The sequence below is a fragment of the Pseudonocardia alaniniphila genome (assembly GCF_022524485.1).
Taxonomy (GTDB): domain Bacteria; phylum Actinomycetota; class Actinomycetes; order Mycobacteriales; family Pseudonocardiaceae; genus Pseudonocardia; species Pseudonocardia alaniniphila.
The window spans coordinates 165460-188544 of record NZ_JAKXMK010000020.1; the positions used below are offsets into that span (position 1 = coordinate 165460).

The following is a 23085-nucleotide window of genomic DNA, read 5'->3' on the forward strand; positions in this document are numbered from 1 at the left end:
TCGTCACCCCTGGTCACTGCGGATCGGCGGCGCACCGGACACGTCACGCCCGTCCTGGATGGCCTGCCAGACGCGGTCCGGCAGGAGCGGCATGTCGATGTTGCGGACGCCCGTGTCGGACAGGGCGTCCAGCACGGCGTTGACGTACGCGGCCGGGCCACCGACCGCGGCGCACTCTCCGACCCCCTTGGCCCCGATAGGGTGGTGCGGGCACGGCGTGACGACCTCGTGGAGCTCGAAGCCCGGGGTCTCCCAGGACGTCGGGAGGAGGTAGTCCATGTAGTTCGAGCCCACGATGTTGCCGTCGGCGTCGTAGGTCTGGAACTGCATGCTCGACATCGCGTAGGCCTCGGTGAGCCCACCCATGATCTGCCCCTCGACGACCATGGGGTTGATCCGCACACCGCAGTCGTCGACGGCGACCACCCGCAGCACGTCCCACACACCGGTCTCCGGGTCGACCTCGACCGTCACGATGTAGCAGGCGAACGGCCAGGTCAGGTTGGGCGGGTCGTAGTAGGCATTGAACTCGAGGCCGGGCTCCATCCCGTCGGGCATGTTGGAGTACGCGGCCATCGCGCACTCCTGGATGGTGGCGCCACGGTCGGGAGCGCTGCGCACGAAGAACCGCCCGAGCTCCCACTCGATGTCCTCTTCGGATACCTCCAGCAGGTGCGCCGCGAGCTTGCGGGCCTTGGCGCGCACCTTGCGGGCCACCATCGAGACCGCGGCGCCCGCCACGGGCGTGCTGCGTGACGCGTAGGTGCCCATCCCGAACGGTGCCGTGTCGGTGTCGCCCTCCTCGACGATCACGTCGGCGGCCGGGATGCCGAGCTCGTGGCTCACGATCTGCGCCCAGGTGGTCTCGTGCCCCTGGCCCTGCGTCTTCGCGCCGGTCCGCAGGATCGCCTTGCCGGTCAGGTGCACCCGCAGCTCGGCGGAGTCGAACATCTTGATGCCGAGGATGTCGTACTCGCGGCTGTTGCCTGCCCCGAGCGGTTCGGTCATCGTCGAGATCCCGATGCCCAGACGGCGCCCCCGCGAGCGGGCGATCTCCTGGTCCTTGCGGAACTCGTCGTAGCCGATCGCGTCGAGCCCGAGTTGCAGGCATTTCCCGTACTGGCCGGAGTCGACGAGGAACCCGAACGCCGTGCGGTGCGGGAACTGGTCGTCGCGCAGCAGGTTGATGCGGCGGAACTCGGCCTGGTCGATACCCAGTTCGGCCGCGGCGGCCGCCACCATGCGTTCCTGGAAGTACATCGCCTCGGTGACGCGGAACGAGCACCGGTAGGCGACGCCGCCGGGTGCCTTGTTCGTGTAGTGGCCCTGCGCGGTGATGTGGCCTGTCGGGATGTCGTAGCAGGCGAACGCCGAGTGCAGCAGCCCGATCTTGAACTTGCTGGGCTGCGCGTCGGCGAAGAACGCGCCCTGGTCGGTGTCGGCGCGCAGGCGCACCGCGAGGATCTTCCCGTCGGCGCGCAGAGCCATCTCGCTGTCGAGGTACATGTCCCGGCCGAACCCCGTGGAGCTGAGGTTGCCGGACTTGTCCTCGATCCACTTGACGGGTTTGCCGAGCAGGATCGAGCAGAGGATCGACGCGACGTAGCCCGGGTAGACGGGCACCTTGTTGCCGAACCCGCCCCCGATGTCGGGCGAGACGATCCGGATCATGTGTTCGGGCAGTTCCGCCACCAGCGCCACCGCGGCCCGGATGATGTGCGGGGCCTGCGTGGTCATGTAGACGGTGAGCTTCTGGGTGGCCGGGTTGAAGTCGGCGATCGATCCGCAGCACTCGATCGGTGACGGGTGGCTGCGCGGGTAGTGCAGCTTCAGCCGTGACACGTGGTCGGCCTCGGCGAACGCACGCTCGGTGGACTCCCGGTCGCCGACCTCCCACCGGTAGCAGGTGTTGTCGGTCTGGCCTTCCTTGTCGTCACGGATCAGCGGCGCGCCGGGCGCCTGGGCCTGTTCCGGGCTGACGATCGGCGGCAGCGGCTCGTACTCGACGACGATCGCCTCGCAGCCGTCCTTGGCGATGTACGGGTCGTCGGCGACGACGACGCACACCTCCTGGCCCTGGAAACGCACTTTGTCGGTGGCGAGTACGGCTTGGGTGTCGTAGGACAGCGTCGGCATCCAGGCGAGGTTGCGCTGGGCCATCATCTCGCCGGTCAGCACCAGCCGGACGCCCGGGATCTCCCAGGCCTTGCTCGTGTCGATCGAGGTGATCCGCGCGTGCGCCAGCGGGCTGCGCAGGATCTCCATGTGCAGCATGCCGGGCAGCTTGATGTCGTCGGTGTAGTTGCCGCGGCCCCGGACGAACCGGCTGTCCTCGACCCGGCGGCGGCTCGCGCCGAGCCCGCCGATCTTGATCTCGTCGAGTGCGGTCATGATTGCTCCTCCGCTGAGAAGAGCGCGTCGTCGGTCATGATTGCTCCTCCGCTGAGAAGAACGCGTCGTCGGTCATGACTCGGCCTCCCGGCCCGACCCGTTGGCGCTCGCGCCGTTGCCTGCAGGGGACTGCTTCCGCGCCGCCCACAGCACGGCCTTGACGATGTTCTGGTAGCCGGTGCAGCGGCAGAGGTTGCCCGACAGCGCCCAGCGCACCTCGTCCTCTGACGGGTCCGGGTTGCGCTCCAGCAGGGCCTTCGAGGTCAGCATCATCCCCGGGGTGCAGAAGCCGCACTGGAGCCCGTGCTCGACCGAGAACCCCTCCTGAACGGGGTCGAGCTCGCTCGGCGTGCCCAGCCCCTCGACGGTGGTGACCTCGTGCCCGTCGGCCTGGACGGCGAGCATGGTGCAGGACTTCACCGGTGTGCCGTCCACCAGCACGGTGCATGCGCCGCAGCTCGTGGTGTCGCACCCGAGATGGGTGCCGGTGAGCCCCAGCCCCTCACGGAGGAGATGGGCGAGGAGCAGCCGTGGCTCCACCTCCACCGCCCTGCGCCGCCCGTTGACCGTGAGCGTGATCCGGCGCTCGTCCTGCACGACGTCGCTGACCTCGTCGACCGGCTCGCCGTACCTCATGCCGCCACCGCCTCCCTGCGGGCGAGCCCGCGCCGGACGAACGTCGCCACGACGTGGCGCTTGTAGGCCGCGCTGCCGCGGTGGTCGCTGCGCGGTTGCGCCGCCTCGGCCGCGAGCGTGGCCGCCTCCTCGATCGCGTCGGTGTCGAGCAACCGCCCGGTGAGCGCCTGCTCGGCCGCGACGGCCTGGATGGTGCTGGGCCCGACTCCGGTCAGCCCGATGCCGGCCCGGAGGACGCGGCCGCCCGAGGTCTCCAGTGCGATGGCCACGCCCGCGGTGGCGAAGTCGCCGACACGGCGTTCGAGCTTGAGGTAGCTGCCCGACCTCTCGCCGACCGGCGGCGGGACGACGGCCTCCACCGCGATCTCGCCGGGCTGCAGGGCGTTCTGGAACGGCCCGACGGAGAACTCGGCGGCCGGGATCGTCCGGCGTCCGGACGGTCCGTGCGCGACGACGTGCCCACCGAGTGCGAGGAGCACCGAGGCCCAGTCGCCCTGGGGGTCGGAGTGACAGAGCGAGCCGACCAGCGTGCCGCGGTTGCGCACGATCGGGTCGGCGATCAGTGGGGCGGCCGAGGCCATCACCGGGTGCTTCGACGCGAGCAGCGCCGACCGTTCGAGGGTGGCGTGCCGGCAGAGGGCACCGATGTGCAGCGTGCCGTCCGGGTCCTCGCGATGGTGGTCGAGGCCGGGGATGCCGTTGATGTCGACGAGCAGGTCGGGCGAGGCGAACCGCAGCTTCAGCAGCGGCACGAGGCTCTGCCCGCCGGCCAGCACCTTGGCCTCGTCACCGGACTGCTGCAGCAGCGCGAGTGCCTCGTCCAGGGAGCGGGGGGCCTCGTAGCGAAAACGGGACGGATACAACGGCGTCTCCTGCGGCTCTACGGGCGCGGACGGCGGTCGGGCTCGGCCACGGCGACAGGGAGGGACTCGTCGACGGGGTCGGGGCGCGGCTCCTGGTGTGGCGGCCACGGCCCGGCCACGGGCTGGCCCGCGATCTTGAGGTACTCGGTGATCTGCGGCCAGGCCCAGATCGTCGGGCTCTTCCCGGTCTTCGGTGCGCCCTCGATCAGCTCGTACATGCGCGGGTTGTCCTGACTGTGCCCACTCGACTCGATCGCCATCCGTCCTCACTCGCCTCGTTGCGGGAAGTGCCGGTCTGTCAAGTGCGGACATGCTGCACCCGATCGGCGCATCCGGCGCCCCTGGCCTAAGCGAAGGCTTAAGAGGTCTTGCCCGGTCATGTGACGGGAGACACGATGGCTCGCACCCAGCGTCGGGAGCGACATGCAGGTGCCTGCGCAGTTCGAGTACCAGCGCGCCACGAGCGTCGAGCACGCCATCGCGCTGCTGAACCGGCACGGGCCCGAGTCGCGTGTGGTGGCCGGCGGCCACAGCCTCATCCCGATGATGAAACTCCGGCTCGCGCAGCCCGAGATGCTGATCGACATCAACGACCTGACCGAGCTGGCAGAGCTCCATTTCCAGGAGGGCACCCTGCGGCTGGGTGCGCTGCTGCGGCACGCCGACCTGCTGGCCTCACCCGAGGTCGGGCTGCTGTGCCCGATGCTGCACGACGCCGAACGCGTGATCGCCGACCCCGTCGTGCGCAACCGCGGCACGGTCGGCGGCTCGGTGTGCCAGGCCGATCCCTCCGAGGACCTCTCCGGCGCGTTCTGCGCGTTGCGTGCCGTGGCCGTCATCCGGGGATGCTCGAACGCGGGCGAGGCGTACACGCGCACGGTGCCGATGCGCGAGTTCTTCACGGGCCCGTACCAGACGGTGGTGGCGGACGCCGAGCTGCTGGTGGAGCTGCAGGTGCCGATCTTCCCGGACGCCGGGAGCGCCTACGTCAAGGTGGACCGCCGGTCGGGGGACTGGGCGGTCGCTGCCGCGGCCGCAGTGGTGCGGTTCGACGGCGACACGGTCACCGACGTGGGGATCGGGCTCACCGCCGTCGGGGCGCGGAACTTCGTGGCGCTGGAGGCGGAGGAGTACCTGCGCGGCCGCGCGGCTCGGGCCGAGCACTTCGCGGAGGCAGGCCGGATCGCCGCGGAGCACTGCTCGCCGGCCGACGACCAGCGTGGCCCTGCCGACTACAAGCGGCACCTGGCGGGCGAGCTGACCGCGCGAGCGCTGGAGCGGGCGGTGGCCCGCGCGGGCCGGGGGGTGAAGTGGAGATCACGGTGACCGTCAACGGGCAGGAGCACACGCGGGAGGTCGAACCGCGGCTGCTGCTCGTGCACCTGCTCCGCGACGAGCTCGGCCTGACCGGCACGCACTGGGGCTGCGACACGTCCAACTGCGGGGCGTGCACCGTCTGGATGGACCGGATTCCCGTGAAGTCCTGCACCGTTCTCGCCGTGATGGCCGACGGGCGCGACGTGCACACCGTCGAGGGGCTGGAGACGCCGTTCGGGCTCGACCAGCTGCAGGTCTCGTTCATGGCCTGCCACGGGCTGCAGTGCGGATTCTGCACACCCGGGATGCTGATGACCGCGCGGTGGCTGCTGGACCGCAACCCCGACCCCACCGACACGCAGATCCGTGAGGCGATCTCCGGGCAGACGTGCCGGTGCACCGGCTACGAGAACATCGTGCGGTCGGTGCGGCACGCGGCCGAGGCGGAAGCGGAGAGGGCGTCGTGAGCGCGCTTCCGGCGGACTCCTCGCCGATCGGGCACGGGCGCATGCTCCGCAAGGAGGACGCCCGGTTCATCAGGGGGCGTGGCCAGTTCGTCGACGACGTGCAGCTGCCCGGCATGCTGCACGCAGCCGTGCTGCGCAGCCCGTACGCCCACGCCCGGATCCTGTCGGTCGACGCCAGCGCGGCCGAGTCGCACCCGAAGGTGCGCGCGGTGATCACCGGTGACCTGCTCGCGGAGCGGGGCCTGGCCTGGATGCCGACGCTCTCGCACGACGTGGCCGCGGTGCTCGCCACCGACAAGGTGCGTTACCAGGGCCAGGAGGTGGCGTTCGTCGTCGCGGAGAACCGGTACGCCGCACGCGATGCCCTCGCGCTGATCGACGTCGAGTACGAGCCGCTGCCTCCGGTGATCGACGCCCGCCGTGCGCTGGATCCCGGCGCGCCGCTGGTGCGCGACGAGATCGACGGCCGCGCGGACAACCGTGTCTTCGACTGGGAGTCCGGGGATGCCGCCGCCACCGACGCGGCCTTCGCCGCGGCCGAGCACGTGAGCGCTCTCGACCTGCTCTATCCGCGGGTGCACCCGGCGCCGCTGGAGACGTGCGGCACCGTGGCGAGCGTCGACCGGGTGAGCGGCAAGCTCACGGTCTGGGGCACGACGCAGGCGCCGCACGCCCACCGCACCTTGTACTCGACGATCGCCGGAATCCCCGAGCACAAGATCCGGATCGTCGCCCCCGACATCGGCGGCGGGTTCGGCAACAAGGTCGGGATGTACCCCGGCTACCTGTGCGCGGTGGTCGGCTCCCGGCTCACCGGTGCGCCCGTGAAGTGGACGGAGGACCGCTCGGAGAACCTCATGAGCACGTCCTTCGCCCGCGACTACCACATGAGCGGCGAGATCGCGGCCACGAAGGACGGGCGGATCCTGGGCCTGCGGGTGCGGGTGCTCGCCGACCACGGGGCGTTCAACGGCACGGCTCAGCCGTCGAAGTTCCCGGCCGGGTTCTTCCACATCTTCACCGGCTCCTACGACGTGCCGGCGGCGCACTGCCAGGTCACCGGCGTGTACACGAACAAGGCGCCCGGCGGGGTCGCCTACGCCTGCTCGTTCCGCGTGACCGAGGCGTCCTACCTGGTGGAGCGGCTGGTGGACGTGCTGGCCCACGATCTCGGGCTGGACCCTGCCGAGGTCCGGCGGCGCAACCTGCTGCGCCCCGAACAGTTCCCCTACCGATGTGCCACGGGCTGGGAGTACGACTCCGGCGACTACCCGCGCACGCTCGAGCTGGCCCTGGACCTCGCCGGGTACAACGAGCTGCGACGCGAGCAGGCGCAGCGGCGCCACGAGCATGCGGAGACCGGGAACGGCACGCTGATGGGCGTCGGGATCAGCTTCTTCACCGAGGCCGTCGGCGCGGGGCCGCGCAAGCTGATGGACATCGCCGGTCTCGGCATGGCCGACGGCGCCGAGCTGCGGGTGCACCCGACGGGCTCGGCGGTGCTGCGGCTGTCGTGCATGTCGCAGGGCCAGGGCCATGAGACGACGTTCGCGCAGATCGTGGCCGAGGAGCTGGGAATTCCTCCCGACGAGGTGGAGGTCGTGCAGGGCGACACCGATCGCACACCGTTCGGGCTGGGCACCTACGGCTCGCGGTCCACGCCCGTCTCGGGAGCGGCGGCGGTGCTGGCCGCGCGCAAGGTGCGCGAGCGCGCCCGGCTCGTGGCCGCGGCGGTGCTGGAGGTCGCGGCGAACGACCTGGTGTGGGAGAAGGGCCGGTTCCACGTGCGCGGCGACCCCGCCGCCTGCGTCACGATGCGCGAGATCGCGCTGGCCGCCCACTCCGACCTCGATCTCCCTGACGGCGTCGAGGGACACCTGGACGCCACGTGCGTCTACAACCCGCCGAACCTGACATTCCCGTGCGGCGCCTACGTCTGCGTCGTGGACGTCGACCCGGGCACCGGGCAGGTGAAGGTCCGCCGGTTCGTCGCGGTGGACGACTGCGGTGTGCGGATCAACCCGATGATCGTCGAGGGGCAGGTGCACGGCGGCCTGGCCGACGGGATCGGCATGGCGCTGATGGAGCTCATGGCGTTCGACCGCGACGGCAACCATCTCGGAGCGTCGTTCATGGACTACCTGCTCCCGACGTCCATGGAGTGCCCGTCCTGGGAGCTGGGGGAGACGGTGACGCCGTCGCCGCACCACCCCATCGGGGCCAAGGGCGTGGGGGAGTCGGCCACGGTCGGCTCGCCCGCGGCCGTCGTGAACGCGGTGCTGGACGCGATCGGGGTGCGGCACGCCGACATGCCGCTCACCCCGGCGCAGGTGTGGCGGGCGATGCAGGGCACCCCGCTGCGGACGGATCTGGCGATCGGAGAGCGATCATGAGAGCCGATTTGCTGTCCCGGGTGGACGGGCTGCGGTCCGGGCGCACCCCCTTCGTGCTGGCCACGGTGGTGCGGGCCGAGCGTCCGACGAGCGCGAAACCGGGGGACTGCGCGCTGGTGCTGGCCGACGGCACGATCGACGGCTTCGTGGGCGGCGCCTGCGCCGAGTCGACCGTGCGGTTGGAGAGCCTGCGGCTGTTGCAGGCGGGGGAGTCCGGGCTGCTGCGGATCACCCCGCGCGCGGGGGAGGGCGGTACCGCCGAGGAAGGCGTACGCACCGTCGGCAACCCGTGCCTGTCCGGCGGCACGCTGGAGATCTTCCTGGAGGCGATGATCCCGCCCGTCCTGGTGGTGGTACACGGGGAGGCGCCGGTGGCCAGAGCGTTGGTGCGGGTCGGGCACGCCCTGGACTGGGACGTGCGCACGGGCGTCGATCCGGACGCACCGATCGCCCCGGACACCGCCGCCGTCGTCGTCGCCTCGCACGGGCGTGGCGAGGCACCCGTGCTGCGTGCGGCGCTCCGCGCGGAGGTGCCCTACGTGGCGCTGGTGGCGAGCAGGCGCCGAGCGGCGGGAGTGCTCGACGACCTGGCGGCGCAGGGGGTGCCCGCCGGGCAGCGCGAGCGGATCCACGCCCCCGCAGGCCTGGACATCGGGGCGCGGACGGCCCCGGAGATCGCGCTGTCGGTGTTCGCGGAGATCGTTGCACAGAGCCCGCGGGTGGTGCTGCCGGCGAGCGGTCCCGCGGACGTTCCCGCGTCCGGGGAGCCCGCGGTGGCGATCGACCCGGTCTGCGGGATGGAGGTGGCCGTGACCACGGCGAGCGTCTCCGCCCAGCACGACGGCGAGACGGCCTACTTCTGCGGGACCGGCTGCCGGCAGGCCTTCCTCGACGATCCGCAGCGGTTCGCCCGGTGAGCGACGGGGGCGCGATCACCGACGTCGACGGCCTGGCCGCCGCGCTCGACCGCACCGCCTACCTCGCCGACGAAGCACTCGCCACCGCGCTGTTCCTGGCCGTGCGGATGCGCCAGCCGATCCTGCTGGAGGGCGAGCCGGGGGTCGGCAAGACGTCCGCGGCCGTGGCGCTCGCGGCCGCGCTCGACACGCCGCTGCTGCGGGTGCAGTGCTATGAGGGCCTCACCGCGGCCGAGGCGCTCTACGAGTGGAACTATCCCCGCCAGCTGCTGGCCATCCGGCTGGCGGAGGCCCGCGGCACCGATCTCGCCGACGCCGACCTGTTCACCGAGGACTACCTGCTCGCCCGCCCGCTGCTCGCCGCGATCACGCATCCGGGCCCGGGCCCCGCGGTGCTGCTCGTCGACGAGATCGACCGCGCCGACGACGAGTTCGAGGCGTTCCTCTTCGAGGCGCTCGCCGAGTCGGCCGTGACGATCCCGGAGTTGGGGACGCGCCGCGCCACCGTCGCGCCGGTTGTCGTGCTCACCTCGAACCGCACCCGTGACCTGCACGACGCCCTCAAGCGCCGCTGTCTCTACCACTGGATCGGCTATCCCGACGGCGAGCGGGTGGAGGAGATCGTGCGGCGCCGTGTGCCGGAGGCGGCGGGCTGGCTGGCGGCGCAGGTGACGGGTGCAGTGCAGCGCCTACGCAGCCTGGACCTGCAGAAACAACCTGGTGTGGCGGAGGCGATCAGCTGGACGAGGGCACTGGACGCCCTCGGCGTCGAGCAGCTGGACGCGGTGGCGGCCGAACACACCCTCGGCGCGGTGCTGAAGTACGAGGAGGACGTCCGGCTCGCGCACGCGACGGGCCTCGACACCCTGATCAGCGGTGCTGGATGACCCCCGGCGACCTCCCGGCGCTCGTGGCGCGCTTCACCGCGGAGTGCCACGCCGCAGGCCTGCCGGTGGGGCCGGAGCGGGCGCAGCGGCTCGCCCGTGCCGTCGTCGAGGTGTCCCCTGCCACCACACAGCGGCTCTACTGGTGCGCGCTGGCCACGCTGGTGTCCGATCCCGCGCAGATCCCGGTGCTCGACGCCGTGTTCGACAGGGTCTTCCGCGGCAGCGACCCGCCGGTGTTCCGCGGGGATCCCAACGCTGCGCCGCTCCGTGACGATCCGCCGGTCGCGTCCGTTGCCCGCGCAGGGGAGGCGGCCGGTGGGCTTGCGCGGGTCGGGGGTGGTACCTCGTCCGGGTCGGATGCGGCGCCGTCCGAGGTGCCCGTGCCGGCTCTCGCCTCGGCCATCGAGCGGCTCGGCGGGCGTGAGTTCGACGCGCTGTCGCCCGTCGAGCTCGCCCGGCTCGCCGAGGCGATGCGCGCGCTGCGCCTCGCCACGCCGGTACGCCGCTCACGCCGCACCCGCGGCGCCGCCCACGGCGACCGGCTCGATCTTCGCCGGACCCTGCGGTCGGCCCGCCGCACCGCGGGTGACCCCGTGGCGCTCGCCCGCCGTCGCCGTCGTATGCGGCCGCGACGGCTCGTCGTGCTCTGCGACATCTCCGGGTCGATGGCGCCCTACGCCCGGGCGCTGATCCAGCTCCTGTACTGCGCGGCGGGCGCCGAGCGGGCCGAGGTGTTCACGTTCGCCACCCGCCTGACCAGGCTGACCAGGGCGCTGGCCCGCTCCAGCCCCGCCGTCGCGCTGGACCGGGCGGCGCGGCTCGCACCGGACTGGTCGGGCGGCACCCGCATCGGGGAGGCGCTGCGCCGGTTCAACGACGAGTACGGCCGGCGCGGACTGGCGCGTGGTGCGGTGGTGCTCGTCCTGTCCGACGGGTGGGAGACCGGTGACCCGGAGCTGCTGCGCCGGGAGATGGCGCGCCTGCGGCAGGTGGCGTACCGGATCGTCTGGGCCAACCCCCGGACCAGGCACCCGGACTACCGCCCCCTCGCAGGTGGCATGGCGGCCGCGTGGCCGTACTGCGACGAGGTGGTCAGCGCACACAGCCTCGACGCGCTCGGCGAGCTGGTCGCCGCGCTGAGTGGGACATGAACCGATCGCCAGGCACGGAGCGGATACGGCAGAATGCCCTGTGTGAGCGGTTTTCCCCCGGACGCGTGGAATCAGCCCCCGCCCCCACGCCCGCGCAGGCGTAACGCACTGTTACTCCGGCTCTACGACGCGCCGCTTCAGCGTGACCCGCTTGCATGGTGGACTGTTGTATTTGCAGTGCTTGTGGTCGCATCGTTGGCGACTGGGCAGTCAACGACGGGAATTCCGCAGTGGCTCAACATCACGCTGGGCACCGTCGTGATGACGTTCCTGTTTGCTGTCCTGCCGGCGATAATTAGGTTGCAGGTGCGACGCTTGGTCTGGCGCAGACGTTCGCGGAAGACCGTGCCACAGTCTCACATCGCGCCGCCCGGGATCAGCTCTCCGCCGGCGAATTTCGTCTCCTACCCTACGCCGCCCCGGAATACATCGGTGTCCAGGAACCCATCGGCGAACGCATGGTCTCCAGCGCAGTCGCCACACATCGAGCCGACGACTCAGCAGATACCGTTGGCGCCCGCCGAGCAGCCCAGTCCCGTGCAGGACCGACCACAGACCATCCGGCGGGCAGAGCCGGGTCCCGCTGCTGTGCCGATCATCAGTGCCCACCCGCCTCTCCCCGACGATGCGATCGCGGGTTCGGATGTGTTGCGGAAAGCGCGCCAAATGCAATATCCGATTGCCCGCGCGGCCCGCGCTCTGCAGCGTGCGCAAGAGCCGAAGGAACAGTACGAGGCGCTACTCGAGGCCGCGGATGCTCTCAGCGTCACGCTCGGCGCCACGGCCGCGGCATGGCTCCGCGCTGGCGGCGGCGATGACGCCGGCCTCGCGCAACTCCGGACTGCATATGAGCGCGGAGTAACACAGGGTACCTGGAACTCCATCACACGCCGGGCCTCTGCCGTATCAGGTGCAGGAGCAGCGTTCCCGGGGATGCCAGCCGGAGCTGCGGCCAAGAAACTGCAGGTTCACCTTGCGGAACTCGTCAAGGAGCGGAACCTCTGGGCGCACGGTTCGGCGCCACGTACGGGAGCCGAGGCCGCCCAACGATTGGAGCGCCTGCTGCCGGTCCTGGAAGGTGCGTTGGAGCGAGCAGCCTTCCTCGTCGACGTACCGTGGGTCCTCACCCAGTCGAGCTCTTACAACGTCCGGACTCGGCAGTTCGAAGTCATCGCATCCGATGCCATGGCCGACCACCCTGAGTTCGAGCGCCGAAGGCTTACCTCGGCGGTGCCGCTCGCTGACGACCGTTTCTACGTCTTGGTGCGCGACCAAGAACCACTTGATCTGACGCCATTTATCGTCTATCGCCCCTGTGAGATTTGCAGACACGCGGAGGTCTTCTACGCCGACCGACTACCAGATGGTTCTTCGACGGTCCTGAAGAGCTTTGCCAGTGGTCACAAGATCATTGACAGTACTCTTGACGAGGACATTCGGATGCTCTGTGGGCCAATGGACTCCCAGAGCACGGAGAGCTGAGACTTACAGAGGATATCGGCTAAGGCTCCGGTCAGCTCCAGGCGCGCGCCGAGCGCTCCGACCAGTAGTCGGCGGGTCGTTCGGCGAGCTCGCTCAGCTCGGCCAGCACGTCGGCCGACAGCTGTACCTGCTGGGCGGCGGCGTTGCTCGCGACCTGTGCAGGGTCGACCCCACCGGAGAGCACGCACCACGTCCAGGGCTGGGCCAGCGCGGCGGCGATCGCGAGCTGGTCGAGGGGGATGCCGAGCCGCTCGGCGACCTGCACCACGCGCGGCGGGGTGTCGGGCGCGCCGGGGGTCAGGCGCCCGTTCGCCACCGCCTCCTTGACGATCACCCGCGCGCCACGGGCGGCGGCCTCGGCGAGTGCGGGGCCGACGGAGGGTTCGAGCAGGTTCCAGGTGGACTGGATCGAGGTGAAGAGCGGGGCGCCGCCCACCTCCACGTCCAACGCCTTGAGCACCGCCTCCGGCTGCGCCGGTCCCGAGGTGGAGACCCCCACCCGCACTCCACGGTCGCGCAGCGCCGCCATGGCCTCGTGCAGCTCGACGTCGTCCAGCACGCCGGTGTCCAGAGTGGCCGAATGCACGTGGTAGACGTCCAGCCGGGATCCGAGCAGGGCCTCGGTCTCCGCCAACTGCTCGGTGAACGCGGCCAGCGAGTGGTCCTTCACCTCGTGCACGGGAGCGTCGAGGCGCCACTCACCCACGTACCGGTAGCCCCACTTCGACCCGACCACCACGTCGTCGATCTCGGGGTGCGCAGCCAGCCACTCGGAGAGGAACTCCTCCGCCCGGCCGTACGAACGCGCCGCGTCCAGGTAGCGCATACCGGCGGCGTAGGCCGCGTCGAGCACTGCCGCGGTACGGTCCCGCAGCTCATCCACGGCGCGGTGTGCGCCCAGGTCGTGAGCCCGTCCGGAGTTGATGTACGCGGGCCGCCCGACAGCGGCCAGCCCGATGCCCACACCCACCGGCCGGGTCGGATCGGTAGTGCCTGCACCCACAGCGGCGTAGCTTACGCCCGCAGGTTGTTGCACGTTCACCGATGATCGTCGAAGAGGTGCCGCCGTGAAGAAGCTGATCAATGATCCGGCCGACGTCGTCTCCGAAGCGCTACTGGGCATGGCCGCGGCGCATCCCGAGCTGCGTATCGACCACGAGAACAAGATCGTCTACCGGGCCGACGCGCCTGTTCAGGGCAAGGTCGCGCTGGTGTCCGGCGGCGGGTCCGGCCACGAACCGCTGCACGGGGGTTTCGTCGGGCCGGGCATGCTCGACGCGGCCTGCGCGGGTGAGGTCTTCACCTCACCGGTACCCGACCAGGTGATGGCGGCCACCCGTGGCGTCGACGGCGGCGCAGGCGTGCTGCACATCGTCAAGAACTACACCGGCGACGTGATGAACTTCGAGATGGCGGCCGAGCTCGCCGCCGCCGAGACGGGCGTCGAGGTCGAGGCCGTGATCACCGATGACGACGTCGCCGTGCAGGACAGCCTCTACACCGCCGGGCGGCGCGGGGTCGGTATCACCGTCGCGGTGGAGAAGATCGCCGGTGCGGCGGCCGACGAGGGGCGCGATCTGGCAGGCGTGGCCGAGGTCGCCCGCAAGGTCAACGCCAACGGCCGCAGCATGGGCATGGCGCTCACCTCGTGCATCGTTCCCGCCGCCGGGCATCCGACCTTCGACCTGCCCGACGACCAGATCGAGATCGGCATCGGCATCCATGGGGAGCCCGGACGGCGCCGCGTGCCTGCCGCGCCGGCCCGCGAGGTGGCCGAGATGCTCGTCGAGCCGATCCTCGCCGACCTCGACTTCACCGGCGGCGACGGCGTCCTCGCTTTCGTGAACGGGATGGGTGGCACGCCCCTCTTGGAGCTGTACCTCATGTACAACGAGGTGGCGGCGATCCTCGCGAGGTCCGGCGTGACGGTCGCCCGGTCGCTGGTGGGGCCCTACATCACGAGCCTGGAGATGGCGGGCTGCTCGGTGACGTTGCTGAAGCTGGACGACGAGCTGCTGCGGCTCTGGGACGCGCCGGTCCGTACCCCCGGGCTGCGGTGGGGCGTCTGACGCGCCGGAGCGTGTAGGACGGGAGCGTGATGGCCGACTCGACCGCGACGATCGACGCCGCATTGATGGACCGCTGGATCCGCGCGTTCGCGGCGGCGGTCGCCGAGAACGCGGAGATGCTCACCCGGCTCGACGCCGCGATCGGCGACGCCGACCACGGGTCCAACCTGGCGCGCGGGATGAAAGCGGTGCTCGCGAAGCTCGACGGGAGCCCCGCGCAGAACCCGGCCGCCTTGCTGAAGCTCACCGGGATGACGCTCGTCAGCTCGGTGGGGGGCGCGAGCGGGGCGCTCTACGGCACGTTCTTCCTGCGGATGGCCACCGCGGCCGGAACCACCGAGTCACTCGACCAGGCCGGCTTCGCCGCGGCGCTTCGGGCCGGGGTCGACGGCATCGTCGCCCGCGGCAAGGCCGAGGCGGGCGACAAGACCATGTTCGACGCACTCGCCCCCGCCGTCGACGCGCTCGACGGCGCGCTGGACGGCAAGGACTTCCCGGCCGCGCTGCGGGCTGCCGCCGCCGCGGCTGCCACCGGGCGCGACGCCACCATCCCGCTGCAGGCCCGCAAGGGCCGGGCGAGCTATCTCGGGGAGCGCAGCATCGGCCACCAGGACCCGGGCGCCACCTCGGCGGCTCTGCTGATCGCCGCGGCGGCGGACACGCTGGCATGAGCTGCATCTCGGCGCGGGAGGGTTCGTGACGGCGCCGGTCGGCCTGGTCGTCGTCTCGCACAGCGCCGCGCTCGCGGCGGCGGCGGTGGAGCTGGCCCGCGAGATGGCACCGGGGGACCTGCCGATCGAGGTGGCCGCCGGGGTGGCCGACGGCGGGCTCGGCACCGATGCCGTGGCCATCGCGGGCGCGATCGGCGCCGCCGACACCGGGTCGGGCGTGGTCGTGCTGATGGACCTCGGCAGCGCCGTGCTGTCCGCGGAGCTCGCGCTCGAACTGCTCGACGACCCGGACGCGCGCGACCGTGTGCTGCTCTGCCCCGCTCCGCTGGTGGAAGGGCTGGTCGTCGCCGCGGTGGCGGCATCGGGCGGGGCCGACCGGGCGGAGGTGGCGGCGGAGGCCGCCGGGGCGCTCGACGGGAAGCTCGCGCAGCTCGCGGCGGACGAACCGGCCGCACCCGTCACCACGGCACCGGAGGCGGAGGCGCCCCCCGCGCCCGCGGAGCAGTCGGAGATCGTCGAGAGCTTCGAGGTCGCGAACCCGCACGGCCTGCACGCCCGGCCGGCGGCCCGGCTGGTCGCGCTCGTCCGCGAGCTGGACGGCTCCGGCGTGCGGCTGCGCAACGCGACCACCGGCTCGCCCTGGGCGCCTGCCACGAGCCTCGCCCGCGTCACCACGATCGGAGCGCTGCGCGGCCACCGCGTCGAGGTCGCTGCCTCGGGCGAGCGCGCCCAGGACATCGTCGACGCCGTGCTGGAGCTGGCCGCCCGCGGCTTCGACGAGATCGCTGCACCGGGCACCGCAACCCCCGAACCCGCACCCCGTCTCCCCGCGAGCCGGCCGGTTCCCGCGGTCGAGTCGCCCCGGCCCGGCGGGCCCCTTCCCGCCTCGCCCGGGATCGCGATCGGCCCGAAGCATGCGGACGTCCCCGCCCCCGTCGTGGTGCCGGACGAGCCAGGCGGCGACCCGGCCACCGAGCAGGGCAGGCTCGAGGCGGCGATCGCCACGGTCGCGGGCGAGATCCGCGACGGTCGCGACACGGCCGCCCGCGAGCTGGGAGCGGCCGAGGCGGCGATCTTCGACGCGCATCTCCTGCTGCTCGACGACCCCGATGTGGTCGAGGAGGCCAGGGCCGCCGTCGCGGCGGGGGCGTCGGCCCCGCAGGCCTGGTCCGACGCCACCGCGCGGGCGGCCGCGGAGTTCGACGCGCTGCCCGATCCCTACCTCGCCGCCCGCGCCGCCGACGTCCGTGCCGTCGCGCAACAGGTGCTCCGCACTCTCGTCGGGGTGCCGGACGCCCTGGACGATCCGGGGGACGGGCCACCACCCGTCCTCGTCGCGGCCGACCTCACCCCGGCGCGGGCCGCGGCGCTCGATCCTGCGCGTGTGGCGGGAGTGGTGCTCGCCGGCGGGAGCCCCACCGCCCACAGCGCGATCCTGCTGCGGGCCCGCGGTGTGCCCGCGGTTCTCGGCGCCGGTCCGGCGATCCTGGATGTCAGGGACGGCACGCTGCTCGCGCTCGACGGCGCTGCGGGCGAGCTCCTCGTCGACCCCGGCCCCGACGCCGTGGCGGCGTTCCGCGATCGCGCCGCCGCGCAGGCGGAACGTGAGCTGGAGGCCCGTGAGCGCTCGTCCGCCCCGGCGGTCACGCGCGACGGCGTCGGTGTCCTCGTCGGGGCGAACGTCGGATCCCCGGCCGACGCCACGGCGGCCGCGGCCGCAGGTGCCGACCTCGTCGGGCTGGTGCGCACCGAGTTCCTGTTCCTCGACCGGGCCGCCGCCCCCGACGTCGAGGAGCAGGAGGCGGCCTACCGCGCCGTCGCCACCGCCCTCGGTGGGAAGCGGATCACGCTGCGCACCCTCGACGTCGGCGGGGACAAGCCGCTCCCGTATCTGCCGCTGCCCGCCGAGGCCAACCCGTTCCTCGGCCTGCGCGGCATCCGGCTCGCCACGTCGTTCCCCGAGCTGCTGGCCGACCAGCTCCTGGCCATGGTCCGGGTCGCCCACGACACGCCGGTGAGCGTGATGTTCCCGATGGTCGCCACCGTCGAGGAGCTTCTCGCCGCCCGCCGGTCGCTGGACGAGGCGGTCGCCCGCGAGGGCCGGGGCACCCCGCCCGGCCTGGAGGTGGGGATCATGGTCGAGGTGCCGGCGGCGGCGTTGAAGGCGGCAGCGTTCGTGCCGCACGTCGACTTCTTCAGCATCGGCACCAACGACCTCACCCAGTACACGCTGGCTGCCGAGCGGGGCAATCCGGCGGTCGCCACCGTGGCCGATCCCCTCGATCCGGGCGTGCTCCGGCTCGTCGACGCCGTGTGCCGGGCGGCGGGGGAGCAGGTGCTCGTGGCCGTCTGCGGCGAGGCGGCGACCGACCCGCTCGCGGCGCAGTTGCTGGTGGGGCTCGGGGTGCGGGAGCTGAGCGTGGCGGCGCCCGCGGTGGCCGGGGTGAAGCAGGTGGTGCGGGAGGTCGAGTCGGCCCGTGCGGCGGAGCGGGCAGCGGCCGCCCTGACCGCGAGCGGCCCGTCCGAGGTCCGCCATTGATCGCTACTCCACAGGGAGGCTCTCCCGTCCGGTGACGGCCGCGAGAACGCCCGGCTGGACTGCCACTCGACCATGATCGGCAGATCGGGGTCGGAAACCGGGCGATACACGGCTGCGAGGCCCCGAACGACGATCATCACCGGACAGACGAGCCGACCGACCCCGCCTCAGCCGGGCGGCTGCCCGCGCCCATCCGGGAGGCATACGGCGGTTCGGCAGCACTGACGATCACCGCCGGCGGCCAGCCGGTGCACGGGTGTCGTTCCAGGCCCGGACGTCGGCGTCGAGAGCGCGGACCAAGCGGGCGGCCCACTAGATGGCGACGAGACTGACCGCAATCCCCCAGCCGGGCCGTGTCCCTCTACATGAGATAGCCACAAGAATCTTGGCTGTGAGGGCTGATTCGCTAGCCAGCAGCTCCGACGAGAGTCCGCCCCGTCGCAGTAGCGTTCGCTCGCATGAAATCACTGATGGTCGACTTCGAGGACAGACCACCAGCTGCGAGGCTCTGTTGAGGGCGGTCACCCGGGACGATGGCCTCTGGCCCCGCTAGGTACGACCACCACGCCGACTGCATGTTCCCGACGGTCGGTCCCAGCGCGCAGACAGCGACGGCGTCGTAGTCGTTCATCTGCTCAAAGATCCAGCCGAGCTGGTCGCTCGGAACGCACGCGATGACAACGGCATCCCCGGTTGCGGCGAGCGGCATCGTCACCTCGAAGTCCTTGAGCTGGTGACTGTACTTCAGGGACGTCCCCATGACCTTCGCCGTCTCGTCACGGTCGAGCATCCGGCGGTCGACGGCAACCCGGATGTAGGCCCCGGGCACGAGCGGGCGCTCGATGTGCTCGACCAGGGTTATCTGGTCGAGGTCGCCGAGCGCGAACTTAGCCGCCTCGCGGAACTCGGCTCGGGCCTCATCCACGGACAAACCGGCGGCGTAGATGCTGTGCGGGTAGGAGTATGCAGACCACTCCTCGGAGCCGCCTTCACCCTCGTCCTGGCGGTAGATGACGTGCAGGTTGCTCATCGCGCCTCCCGCCGTGCTTCCTCGGTCTTCAGGCCCACGTCGACCACCAGGATACGGCGAACCATGTGGCCGCGGATCTCACGATTGTCGTGGTAGGCGAATGTGAACAGCTCGCCAGTCTTCGGGCTACGGAAGGTGCAGTGCGACCCCTCTCGCCTGACTGGGTCACCGCAGAGGCGCTCCAGGATGGCTCGCATCCGCCTGCCTCGCAGGCTCGGCCACTGTTCCCCCATCGTCGCGGAGGTTAGCGGCGCCATCACCAGAACGGGCATCTGGGGCACAGCTGTCGACCTTGCCGTCCTCGTTGACCAACGGGACGATCACGCCGCCCCCGCCACCCCGCCACCCCGGCACCCCGCACCGGCGGATGACCCCTTGGCAAACATGATCGTGATCCCCGTCGAGCACGGCAGACAACGCGTGCGCTCCGTCGATGCTGACAACCAATCCTTGCCCGATCTGCTGCGGCGGGAGATCGGGGTGTAGCGGATCGACCACAGCTCCTTCCGCACTCCATGGGGCCCGCCCCGCGTCTGGATCCGAGGGGAGAGCCTCCTCGACGACTCGCGACCACAACCTCCGCGCGATCGCCCTGTGCCGCGACTGCGGCTTCGACATCCCAGACGTCCGCGGGGTCGTTGTCGTCGCCAGTTGCGAACCGGCCACCGGGGAAGCCGTGGACGTGCCCGAGGTGCTGGTCGAGTACCTCGATGGCTGGAGCCCCGGCGAGGGCGAACTCGCCCGAGCCGGAGACAGACGGCTCTCGAGCATGGAGGAGATCGAGGCCTTCATGGTGCAGCTCCTGCACGGCCGATACGCCTAGACCCCGACCCGCTGCCCGTAGTCGGGGAGGGTGATGTTCCCGGCCTTCGCGAACTGGGCGGCGATCAGGGGACGCAGCGGCCAGCGGGTCATCCACCGCATCGATGCCGTCCGGACGGCGATGTCGAGGCGGCTGCTCGGAGCGAACCCGCTGATGCCGCCGGGCGGGAGCTTCTGTCCCTCCGTCACGTAGGGGCGCATGATCTGCTCGTAGCGGGCGAACGCCACGCGGTGGTCGCCGTGGGCGGCGGCGAGTTCCCCGGCGAGCACGTAGGCGCCGACGAGGGCGAGGCTCGTGCCCAGGCCGGTGAGCGGGCTCGGGCAGTAGCCCGCGTCGCCGAGGAGCGCGACCCGGCCGGCCGACCAGCGGTCGAGGTGCACCTGACCCATCGAGTCGAACGAGAAGTCCGCTGCGTCGTGCATCGCCGCGACGAGCCGCGGAGCCTCCCATCCGACGCCGGCGAAGCGCCGGGCCACGATGTCCCGCTGCTGGGCGATGTCCCGGCGGTCGTAGGAGATCGGGTGCGAGCGGAAGCTGAGGCCTGCCTTGAGCTCGTGCGGGAGGCGGCCGGGCCGGGCCGACGCCACGAGCCCGCCGGGGGCGTTGAGCATGAGGTACCAGCCGTCGAGATCGATGTCGGCGGGCGCGGTGAACCAGGCGGTGTAGCCGCCGATCGGACGGACCATGGCCGACTCCGGCCCGAAGGCGAGCGCCCGGACCGTCGAGTGCAGTCCGTCAGCGCCGATGACCAGCCCGAAGCGGCGCGGCGCCGCCTTCTCGAAGGTGATCGTGACGCCGTCGTCGTCCTGGTCGATTCCGGTGATCGTGTCGTCGAACAGGTACTCGGTGCCCGGGAGGGTCGCGCGGTGCAGGACCTCGGCGAGGTCGCCGCGCAGAACCTCGATCTCCGAGACGATGCCCTCGCCGCCGAAGGCGTCGGCTCCCAGCCGGGCCTTGATCCGGCCCTTGTCGTCGACGTACGCGATGCCGCGCTGGTCGAGGGTGACGGCCCGGACGTCGTCCATGAGTCCCATCCGCTCCACGACGGTGCGTCCGGCGCCCCGCAGGTCGACGGCCTGGCCGCCGGGCCGAGGCGCGGGTGCCCGCTCGACGATCGTGGGGGTGAAGCCGTTCTCGCGTAGCCAGTACGCAAGCGCGGGCCCGGCGATGCTCGCTCCGGAGATGAGGATGTTCGTGTTGTGCATGTGCGGCAGCGTACGACGTACATACACTTCAGATCAAGCCATCTAGCTGCAGAGATACGAGGATCAAGTGCACTAGTACGGGTCTTCCGGGGCCGACCTGCCTCGACGGGTCACCGGGGGAATGGCTACCCTCAGCCGGAGCTGAAGTGCACTAGTACGGAGGGGATCGTGGAGAGCAGTCCGCCCTATGCGCGGATCGTCGCCGAGCTGCGCAGGCGAATCGAGGCGGGTGAGCTCGCGCCCGGCGACCGGGTGCCGTCCACCCGGGAGATCACCCGGAGCTTCGGCGTCGCCATGGCGACCGCGACCAAAGCGCTGGGCGTGCTGCGCCAGGAGGGGCTGGTACGTGCTGTGCCCGGTTCGGGCACCGTGGTGGAGACCCGCCGGAGTGCGACGCCGCCCCGCACGGTCGTACCCCCGGCGGCATCGGAAGCCTCCCCCGAACCGGCTCGGCCCCGCGTCCGCCCCGCGCCCGACGCCGCCCTGACCCCCGAGCGGATCGTCGCCGTCGCCATCGCCGTCGCCGACGCCGAAGGGCTCGACGGCCTGTCGATGCGACGGGTGGCCGCGGAGCTGGGGGCGGCCACGATGGCCCTCTACCGGCACGTCGTCGACAAGGACGACCTCGTGCTGCGGATGTTGGACGCCGCACTGGGCGAGTGGCGGGCGCCTGTCGACGCCCCGGACGGATGGCGGCCCCGGCTCGAGATCGCGGGGCGCACGCTCTGGGCGTTGTTCCGCCGCCACCCGTGGCTCGCCCCGGCGATGTCGATGACACGGCCGCAGGCCGTCGCCGGAGGGCTGGCCCTGTCCGAGTGGACGCTGGCCGCGCTCGACGGCAGCGGTGCCGACCACACCACGGTGATGACGGCCTACCTCACGCTCGTCAACTACGTGCGGGGAACGGGGGTGAACCTCGAACCGGAGGCGGAGGCGGAGGCGGCCACCGGGCTCAACCCCGACCAGTGGATGGACACCCAGGAAGCAGCCATCCGCTCGGTCCTCGGCGACGGCCGCTTCCCGACATTCGAGCGCGTGCTCTCCACCCCGTACGACTTCGACCTGGACGTCCTCTTCGAGTTCGGCCTGCAACGCCTCCTCGACGGCTTCGCCCTCGTGATCCCTACACCTGCGGCGTGATCTCGCTCAGGGTCTTCGACGAGCGCACGGCGGCGGCCAGGTCGACCAGCGCCGAGCCGTGCGTCGCGGCGATGGCGGCGCTGCCTTCGGTGAGGGTGCTGCGATCGAGGAATCCGCCGTGGTCGAAGTACAGTCCCGGCGACAGCACCTGCACCGCGAAGAAGTTCGCGAGCACGTTGCGCAGGTCGCCGAGGGCGAGGAAGTGGTGGGCGCTGGCGCCGGTGAGCACGATGGCCGCCGCCTTGCCCTGCAGCGGAGCGGTGGTCTCGCCCCACTTGCCGCGCTCGGTGCCCTCGAGCAGCCCCTTCAGCAGAGCGCTGTAGGTGGCCCGGTAGACCGGGCTGCCCAGCACCACGGCGTCGGCGGTCTCGATCGCGGCGACCACCTCCGAGTGCGGCGTGAAGGCGAGCTCGACGAGCGTGGTGGCAGCACCTGCCGCGGCCGCGCCGCTGAGGATGCCGGCGATCGCGGTGCTGGTGCGTCCCCCGGCCTCCGGGCCGCCAGCGATGCCGAGCACTGACAGCGATCCGGATGAGCGCTCGGTCATGGGGTTTCCTTCGGGTCGGCTGTGACGCTGTAGCGGCCGCGGTAGTACAGCAGGGGCAGGCGTGCCGGATCGGCACCGAGGTCGTTCACGAGGCCGACGGCGATCGTATGGTCACCGCCGTCGTACTCGTTCCACAACGCGCAGTCGATCCACGCGGTGACTCCGTCGAGGATCGGCGTGCCGGACGGGGCGGGCTGCCAGCCGACCCCGGCGAACTTGTCCACACCGGAGCGGGCGAACCCGTTGCTGATCTCCTGGTGGTCGGCGGCGAGGACGTTGACGCAGAACGCGCCGAGCTCGCGGATCCGGGGCCAGGTCGACGACGAGCGTGCCGGTGCGAAGCTGATCAGCGGGGGATCGAGCGACAGCGATGCGAAGGACTGGCACGTGAACCCGATAGGCCCGTCGGGGCCGGTGGCGGTGACGACCACGATGCCGGACACGAAATGGCCGAGCACCTCCCGCATGACGGCCGGGGAGACGGGACCGGGCGGTGCGCTCATGAATCGAGCGTAAATCGCCGATGGCTTTCGCGGTGATGTCGGCGTGGGGGAGCC

The 23085-nt window shown here is 71.6% G+C and carries 22 protein-coding genes; 12 read left to right on the forward strand and 10 right to left on the reverse strand.

Translation table 11 applies throughout. From position 1 onward, the window contains the following. Nucleotides 1-3 precede the first annotated feature (3 nt). The 4 genes from MMF94_RS23455 to MMF94_RS23470 all read right to left on the reverse strand — a co-directional run bounded on the left by MMF94_RS23455 (nucleotide 4) and on the right by MMF94_RS23470 (nucleotide 4150). Nucleotides 4-2391, reverse strand: a complete 2388-nt coding sequence (locus tag MMF94_RS23455; RefSeq protein ID WP_241039302.1) for an aerobic carbon-monoxide dehydrogenase large subunit — start codon at nucleotides 2389-2391, stop codon at nucleotides 4-6. A gap of 72 nt (nucleotides 2392-2463) precedes the next feature. Continuing rightward, the gene (locus MMF94_RS23460) at nucleotides 2464-3027 is read right to left on the reverse strand and encodes a (2Fe-2S)-binding protein (protein WP_241039303.1); all 564 of its coding nucleotides are present in this window, start codon (nucleotides 3025-3027) and stop codon (nucleotides 2464-2466) included. Then, nucleotides 3024-3890, reverse strand: a complete 867-nt coding sequence (locus MMF94_RS23465) for an FAD binding domain-containing protein (protein ID WP_241039304.1) — start codon at nucleotides 3888-3890, stop codon at nucleotides 3024-3026. The genes MMF94_RS23460 and MMF94_RS23465 overlap by 4 nt, the downstream gene beginning before the upstream one ends. Before the next feature lie 17 nt (nucleotides 3891-3907). Continuing rightward, complete coding sequence (locus tag MMF94_RS23470; protein WP_241039305.1) at nucleotides 3908-4150, reverse strand: hypothetical protein; 243 nt, start codon at nucleotides 4148-4150, stop codon at nucleotides 3908-3910. Between the two features lie 163 nt (nucleotides 4151-4313). On the opposite strand from MMF94_RS23470, the gene MMF94_RS23475 reads away from it, so the two are divergent. From MMF94_RS23475 to MMF94_RS23505, 7 genes are all read left to right on the forward strand, one after another. Further along, nucleotides 4314-5216 carry an FAD binding domain-containing protein gene (locus MMF94_RS23475; protein WP_241039306.1) on the forward strand — a complete coding sequence of 301 codons (903 nt, stop codon included), beginning with the start codon at nucleotides 4314-4316 and terminating at the stop codon, nucleotides 5214-5216. Further along, nucleotides 5201-5674 (forward strand): (2Fe-2S)-binding protein, encoded by a 474-nt coding sequence (locus MMF94_RS23480; protein ID WP_241039307.1) that lies wholly within the window; start codon nucleotides 5201-5203, stop codon nucleotides 5672-5674. The genes MMF94_RS23475 and MMF94_RS23480 overlap by 16 nt, the downstream gene beginning before the upstream one ends. A gap of 41 nt (nucleotides 5675-5715) precedes the next feature. After that, nucleotides 5716-8067 carry an aerobic carbon-monoxide dehydrogenase large subunit gene (locus tag MMF94_RS23485; protein WP_241039379.1) on the forward strand — a complete coding sequence of 784 codons (2352 nt, stop codon included), beginning with the start codon at nucleotides 5716-5718 and terminating at the stop codon, nucleotides 8065-8067. Next, nucleotides 8064-8984, forward strand: a complete 921-nt coding sequence (locus MMF94_RS23490; protein WP_241039308.1) for an XdhC family protein — start codon at nucleotides 8064-8066, stop codon at nucleotides 8982-8984. The genes MMF94_RS23485 and MMF94_RS23490 overlap by 4 nt, the downstream gene beginning before the upstream one ends. Continuing rightward, nucleotides 8981-9871: an AAA family ATPase gene (locus MMF94_RS23495; protein WP_379660495.1), complete on the forward strand. Its 891-nt coding sequence runs from the start codon at nucleotides 8981-8983 to the stop codon at nucleotides 9869-9871. The genes MMF94_RS23490 and MMF94_RS23495 overlap by 4 nt, the downstream gene beginning before the upstream one ends. Beyond that, nucleotides 9868-11022 carry a vWA domain-containing protein gene (locus tag MMF94_RS23500; RefSeq protein WP_241039309.1) on the forward strand — a complete coding sequence of 385 codons (1155 nt, stop codon included), beginning with the start codon at nucleotides 9868-9870 and terminating at the stop codon, nucleotides 11020-11022. The genes MMF94_RS23495 and MMF94_RS23500 overlap by 4 nt, the downstream gene beginning before the upstream one ends. A 588-nt stretch (nucleotides 11023-11610) precedes the next feature. Next, the gene (locus tag MMF94_RS23505) at nucleotides 11611-12504 is read left to right on the forward strand and encodes a hypothetical protein (RefSeq protein WP_241039310.1); all 894 of its coding nucleotides are present in this window, start codon (nucleotides 11611-11613) and stop codon (nucleotides 12502-12504) included. Nucleotides 12505-12535: 31 nt separating this feature from the next. Here the strand turns inward: MMF94_RS23505 and MMF94_RS23510 are convergent, their stop codons facing one another. Beyond that, nucleotides 12536-13507, reverse strand: a complete 972-nt coding sequence (locus MMF94_RS23510) for an aldo/keto reductase (RefSeq protein ID WP_241039311.1) — start codon at nucleotides 13505-13507, stop codon at nucleotides 12536-12538. A gap of 64 nt (nucleotides 13508-13571) precedes the next feature. On the opposite strand from MMF94_RS23510, the gene dhaK reads away from it, so the two are divergent. From dhaK to ptsP, 3 genes are read left to right on the forward strand one after another with little or no spacing between them, the layout of a single operon-like run. Next, on the forward strand, nucleotides 13572-14573 hold the full coding sequence (dhaK, locus tag MMF94_RS23515; protein ID WP_241039312.1) for a dihydroxyacetone kinase subunit DhaK: 1002 nt from the start codon (nucleotides 13572-13574) through the stop codon (nucleotides 14571-14573). A gap of 29 nt (nucleotides 14574-14602) precedes the next feature. Further along, nucleotides 14603-15244, forward strand: coding sequence for a dihydroxyacetone kinase subunit DhaL (dhaL, locus tag MMF94_RS23520; RefSeq protein ID WP_241039313.1), 642 nt, complete (start codon nucleotides 14603-14605; stop codon nucleotides 15242-15244). Nucleotides 15245-15269: 25 nt separating this feature from the next. Next, nucleotides 15270-17783, forward strand: coding sequence for a phosphoenolpyruvate--protein phosphotransferase (gene ptsP, locus MMF94_RS23525; RefSeq protein ID WP_241039314.1), 2514 nt, complete (start codon nucleotides 15270-15272; stop codon nucleotides 17781-17783). 406 nt (nucleotides 17784-18189) lie between these two features. On the opposite strand, the gene MMF94_RS23530 is transcribed toward ptsP, so the two are convergent. Together MMF94_RS23530 and MMF94_RS43775 are read right to left on the reverse strand one after the other, a co-directional pair. Next, nucleotides 18190-18813, reverse strand: a complete 624-nt coding sequence (locus MMF94_RS23530; protein ID WP_241039315.1) for a hypothetical protein — start codon at nucleotides 18811-18813, stop codon at nucleotides 18190-18192. Continuing rightward, on the reverse strand, nucleotides 18810-19085 hold the full coding sequence (locus tag MMF94_RS43775; RefSeq protein ID WP_420852445.1) for a type II toxin-antitoxin system HicA family toxin: 276 nt from the start codon (nucleotides 19083-19085) through the stop codon (nucleotides 18810-18812). The genes MMF94_RS23530 and MMF94_RS43775 overlap by 4 nt, the downstream gene beginning before the upstream one ends. Nucleotides 19086-19489: 404 nt before the next feature. Between MMF94_RS43775 and MMF94_RS23535 the strand changes: the two genes are divergently transcribed. Next, on the forward strand, nucleotides 19490-19636 hold the full coding sequence (locus MMF94_RS23535) for a hypothetical protein (protein WP_241039316.1): 147 nt from the start codon (nucleotides 19490-19492) through the stop codon (nucleotides 19634-19636). On the opposite strand, the gene MMF94_RS23540 is transcribed toward MMF94_RS23535, so the two are convergent. After that, nucleotides 19633-20841, reverse strand: coding sequence for an FAD-dependent monooxygenase (locus MMF94_RS23540; RefSeq protein WP_241039317.1), 1209 nt, complete (start codon nucleotides 20839-20841; stop codon nucleotides 19633-19635). The genes MMF94_RS23535 and MMF94_RS23540 overlap by 4 nt on opposite strands. 168 nt (nucleotides 20842-21009) lie before the next feature. Between MMF94_RS23540 and MMF94_RS23545 the strand changes: the two genes are divergently transcribed. After that, on the forward strand, nucleotides 21010-21981 hold the full coding sequence (locus tag MMF94_RS23545; protein ID WP_241039318.1) for a GntR family transcriptional regulator: 972 nt from the start codon (nucleotides 21010-21012) through the stop codon (nucleotides 21979-21981). Here MMF94_RS23545 and MMF94_RS23550 read toward each other — a convergent pair. Both MMF94_RS23550 and MMF94_RS23555 read right to left on the reverse strand, forming a co-directional pair. After that, a complete protein-coding gene (locus tag MMF94_RS23550; protein WP_241039319.1) occupies nucleotides 21965-22528 on the reverse strand; it encodes an NAD(P)H-dependent oxidoreductase in 564 nt (187 codons plus the stop codon). The genes MMF94_RS23545 and MMF94_RS23550 overlap by 17 nt on opposite strands. Continuing rightward, on the reverse strand, nucleotides 22525-23031 hold the full coding sequence (locus MMF94_RS23555; protein WP_241039320.1) for a flavin reductase family protein: 507 nt from the start codon (nucleotides 23029-23031) through the stop codon (nucleotides 22525-22527). Before MMF94_RS23555 ends, MMF94_RS23550 begins: the two co-directional genes overlap by 4 nt. Between the last annotated feature and the right edge of the window lie 54 nt (nucleotides 23032-23085).

Excerpts from the sequence above, each read along its gene's own strand:
- MMF94_RS23455 (WP_241039302.1), bottom strand. The coding sequence starts at position 2,391 with ATGACCGCACTCGACGAGATCAAGATCGGCGGGCTCGGCGCGAGCCGC.
- MMF94_RS23500 (WP_241039309.1), top strand. The coding sequence starts at position 9,868 with ATGACCCCCGGCGACCTCCCGGCGCTCGTGGCGCGCTTCACCGCGGAG.
- MMF94_RS23540 (WP_241039317.1), bottom strand. The coding sequence starts at position 20,841 with ATGCACAACACGAACATCCTCATCTCCGGAGCGAGCATCGCCGGGCCC.
- MMF94_RS23460 (WP_241039303.1), bottom strand. The coding sequence starts at position 3,027 with ATGAGGTACGGCGAGCCGGTCGACGAGGTCAGCGACGTCGTGCAGGAC.
- MMF94_RS23530 (WP_241039315.1), bottom strand. The coding sequence starts at position 18,813 with ATGAGCAACCTGCACGTCATCTACCGCCAGGACGAGGGTGAAGGCGGC.
- MMF94_RS23470 (WP_241039305.1), bottom strand. The coding sequence starts at position 4,150 with ATGGCGATCGAGTCGAGTGGGCACAGTCAGGACAACCCGCGCATGTAC.
- MMF94_RS23485 (WP_241039379.1), top strand. The coding sequence starts at position 5,716 with ATGCTCCGCAAGGAGGACGCCCGGTTCATCAGGGGGCGTGGCCAGTTC.
- dhaL (WP_241039313.1), top strand. The coding sequence starts at position 14,603 with ATGGCCGACTCGACCGCGACGATCGACGCCGCATTGATGGACCGCTGG.
- MMF94_RS23475 (WP_241039306.1), top strand. The coding sequence starts at position 4,314 with ATGCAGGTGCCTGCGCAGTTCGAGTACCAGCGCGCCACGAGCGTCGAG.
- MMF94_RS23555 (WP_241039320.1), bottom strand. The coding sequence starts at position 23,031 with ATGAGCGCACCGCCCGGTCCCGTCTCCCCGGCCGTCATGCGGGAGGTG.
- MMF94_RS43775 (WP_420852445.1), bottom strand. The coding sequence starts at position 19,085 with ATGCCCGTTCTGGTGATGGCGCCGCTAACCTCCGCGACGATGGGGGAA.
- MMF94_RS23550 (WP_241039319.1), bottom strand. The coding sequence starts at position 22,528 with ATGACCGAGCGCTCATCCGGATCGCTGTCAGTGCTCGGCATCGCTGGC.
- MMF94_RS23490 (WP_241039308.1), top strand. The coding sequence starts at position 8,064 with ATGAGAGCCGATTTGCTGTCCCGGGTGGACGGGCTGCGGTCCGGGCGC.